The organism is Streptomyces capoamus, from assembly GCF_014654935.1.
GTDB lineage: Bacteria > Actinomycetota > Actinomycetes > Streptomycetales > Streptomycetaceae > Streptomyces > Streptomyces capoamus.
The window spans coordinates 278,882-282,217 of record NZ_BNBF01000010.1 but is presented as its reverse complement, the minus strand read 5'-3'; the positions used below and the strand labels follow the sequence as shown (position 1 = coordinate 282,217).

Here is a 3,336-nt window from a genome sequence, read left to right as displayed (position 1 = left end):
GCCTGCACGCCGGGTCAGTTCGGCGGCTTGCGGGTGGACGGGTGGGAGCGCCGTCGCGCCTCGCCTGCACGCCGGGTGACTTCGGCGGCTTGCGGGTGGGTGAGCGGGGCGCCGTCGCGCCTCGCCTGCACGCCGGGTCGGTTCGGCGGCTTGCGGGTGGGTGAGTGGGGGCTGCGGCGGTCTCGTGAGTGGCGGATTTGGGCCATGGCGACGGAGGAACAGGGCAGGGCAGCGAGGTGGAGGGAATCGCGGAGTGGCCCGAGTCCGCCGATCGTCCGGCGCGTGTGACCTGAGGGGCCCATGGGGCGTCGGGACCGGAGTCACGCCTCGTCACACGCCCCCGCTCGCGCACCCTCCTCCCCCGGCCCCCTCGCCTCCCGCGCCGCTCTGCGCCTCGGGCCGACAGGAGAGTCGCTGCGTCGGCCCGAGGTGCAGGCGGGTGTAGCTGGCCGCTCAAGGCGCCGGTGCCCTCCTTCTCGCCGTCGGCGTAGGCAGCGGGGTGCGCGGGGCGCGGGCGCCGCGCGGCGGAGTCTCCGGGCTGTCGGTCACGATTGCGTTTCGGCCACTCCCCGGCTCTTGCCCGCCCCCCGTGTAATCGATTCCAATCCTTCCTGAGCCGAGGGATGTAATCGATTCCACGAGTCACGAGGAGGTGGCGTCGACATGGCGGGCATCAAGGATGTCGCCGCTGCGGCGGGAGTGTCCGTGGCGACCGTGTCGCGGGTGCTGAACGGGCACCCGTCCGTCAGTGCCGAGGCGCGGGCCCGGGTCATGGGGGCCGTGGCGGAGCTGGAGTACCGGCCCAACGCCGTCGCCCGGTCGCTGCGGACCGATCAGACGCACACCCTGGGGCTCGTGATCAGCGACGTGCTGAACCCCTACTTCACGGAGCTGGCCCGGTCCGTCGAGGAGGAGGCCCGGGCGCTCGGGTACAGCGTGATCATCGGCAACGCCGACGAGCGGCCGGAGCTACAGGACCACCACGTACGGAACCTGCTCGACCGGCGGATCGACGGGCTGCTGGTGTCGCCCACCGACGGCGGGTCGCCGCTGATGCTGGACGCCGTCCGGGCCGGGACCCCCATGGTGTTCGTCGACCGGTGGATCCCGGGGGTGGACGTGCCGGTGGTCCGGGCCGACGGGCGCGGGGCCGTACGGGATCTCGTGGCCCATCTGCACGGGCTCGGGCACCGGCGGCTCGCCATCATCGCCGGGCCCGCCGCCACCACGACCGGCAGCGAGCGCGTGGAGGCCTTCCGGGCCGCGCTGGCCGAGTACGGGCTCCACCTGCCGGACGCCTACACGGGGCAGGGTGATTTCCAGGCCGAAAGCGGGCGCCGGGTCACCGAGGGGTTCCTGGACCTGCCGGAGCCGCCCGAGGTCGTCTTCGCGGCCGACAACCTGATGGCGCTGGGCGCCCTGGACGCCGTGCGCGCGCGCGGGCTGCGCGTGCCGGACGACATCGCGCTGGCCGCGTTCGACGACATCCCCTGGTTCGTGCACACCGATCCGCCGGTCACCGCGATCGCCCAGCCCACCGGTGAGCTGGGCCGGGCCGCCGTACGCGCGCTCGTCGACCGGATCGAGGGCCGTACCCCGCGGTCCGTGACGCTGCCCGCGCGGCTCGTCGTGCGCCGCTCGTGCGGCGCGCCCGCACCCCCCACGCTGTCCCCCTCCCCAGTGCAAAGGAGCACGTCGTGAGCGACCCGGACGAGTTGCTGCGGATCGAGGGCATACGCAAGACCTTCCCCGGCGTGGTCGCGCTCGACGGCGTCGACTTCGATCTGCGCCGGGGTGAGGTCCATGTGCTGCTCGGTGAGAACGGCGCCGGCAAGAGCACGCTGATCAAGATGCTCTCCGGGGCCCACACCCCCGACGCCGGCCGGATCGTCGTGGGCGGTGAGGAGGTGCGCATCCAGGGTGCGCAGGACTCCGAGCGGCTCGGGATCGCCACCATCTACCAGGAGTTCAACCTGGTGCCCGATCTGACCGTCGCCGAGAACATCTTCCTGGGGCGGCAGCCGCGCCGCTTCGGGATGATCGACCGCGGGCGGATGGAGGCCGAGGCCGAGACGCTGCTGCGGCGGGTCGGGGTGCGTGTCTCGCCCCGTGCGCGCGTGCGGGAGCTGGGGATCGCGCGGCTGCAGATGGTAGAGATCGCCAAGGCGCTCAGCCTGGACGCGCGGGTGCTGGTCATGGACGAGCCGACCGCCGTGCTCACCTCGGAGGAGGTGGAGAGGCTCTTCGCCATCGTGCGGTCGCTGCGCGCGGACGGCGTGGGGATCGTGTTCATCACCCATCACCTGGAGGAGATCGCCGCTCTGGGGGACCGGGTCACCGTCATCCGGGACGGGCGGAGCGTGGGCCAGGTGCCCGCCGACACGCCCGAGGACGAGCTGGTGCGGCTGATGGTGGGGCGGTCCATCGAGCATCAGTACCCCAGGCAGCGGCCGGAGCGGGGCGCCCCGCTGCTGTCCGTCGAGGGGCTCGGCCGGGACGGCGTCTTCCACGACGTCAGCTTCGAGGTGCACGCCGGCGAGGTCGTCGGCATCGCGGGGCTCGTGGGTGCCGGGCGGACGGAGGTGGTGCGGGCGGTGTTCGGCGCCGACCCGTACGACCGCGGGACCGTGCGGGTCTCCGGCACCGAGGTCAGGCGGCACGACGTGACCGCGGCGATGGCGGCCGGGATCGGGCTGGTGCCGGAGGACCGCAAGGGCCAGGGACTGGTGCTGGACGCCTCCGTCGAGGAGAACCTGGGGCTGGTCACGCTGCGCTCCGCCACCCGGGCGGGGCTGGTCGACCGCAAGGCGCAGCACGCCGCCGCGGAGCGGATCGCCGGGCAGCTGAACGTGCGGATGGCGGGTCTCGGACAGCAGGTGCGGACCCTGTCCGGCGGCAACCAGCAGAAGGTCGTCATCGGCAAGTGGCTGCTGGCCGACACCAGGGTGCTGATCCTGGACGAGCCGACGCGCGGTATCGACGTCGGCGCCAAGGTCGAGATCTACCAGCTGGTCAACGAACTGACGGCGGCCGGGGCCGCGGTCCTGATGATCTCCAGCGACCTGCCCGAGGTGCTCGGCATGAGCGACCGGGTGCTGGTGATGGCCCAGGGCCGGATCGCCGGTGAACTGGCCGCCGGCGAGGCCACGCAGGACGCGGTGATGTCCCTCGCCGTGAGCACTACTACCGAACGGGAGGCCCCCCGTGGCCACTGACACGCTCAAGAGCACGACGGGCGCGGGTGGCGCCCCGGGCGGCCTGCGCCGGCTGCTCCTCGACAACGGCGCGCTCACCGCGCTGATCGTCCTCGTCATCGCCCTGTCGGCGCTGTCCGGC

General features: G+C 73.1%; 2 protein-coding genes. Both read left to right on the top strand.

What is annotated here, in order from left to right; translation table 11 throughout:
* The first annotated feature begins 663 nt into the window (after positions 1-663).
* Positions 664-1,701 carry a LacI family DNA-binding transcriptional regulator gene (locus IE312_RS18530; protein WP_189983154.1) on the top strand — a complete coding sequence of 346 codons (1,038 nt, stop codon included), beginning with the start codon at positions 664-666 and terminating at the stop codon, positions 1,699-1,701.
* Positions 1,698-3,215 carry a sugar ABC transporter ATP-binding protein gene (locus tag IE312_RS18525; RefSeq protein ID WP_189983152.1) on the top strand — a complete coding sequence of 506 codons (1,518 nt, stop codon included), beginning with the start codon at positions 1,698-1,700 and terminating at the stop codon, positions 3,213-3,215. The genes IE312_RS18530 and IE312_RS18525 overlap by 4 nt, the downstream gene beginning before the upstream one ends.
* Positions 3,216-3,336: the final 121 nt, after the last annotated feature.

Coding starts and splice junctions, on each gene's coding strand:
- IE312_RS18530 (WP_189983154.1), top strand. CDS start 664: ATGGCGGGCATCAAGGATGTCGCCGCTGCGGCGGGAGTGTCCGTGGCG.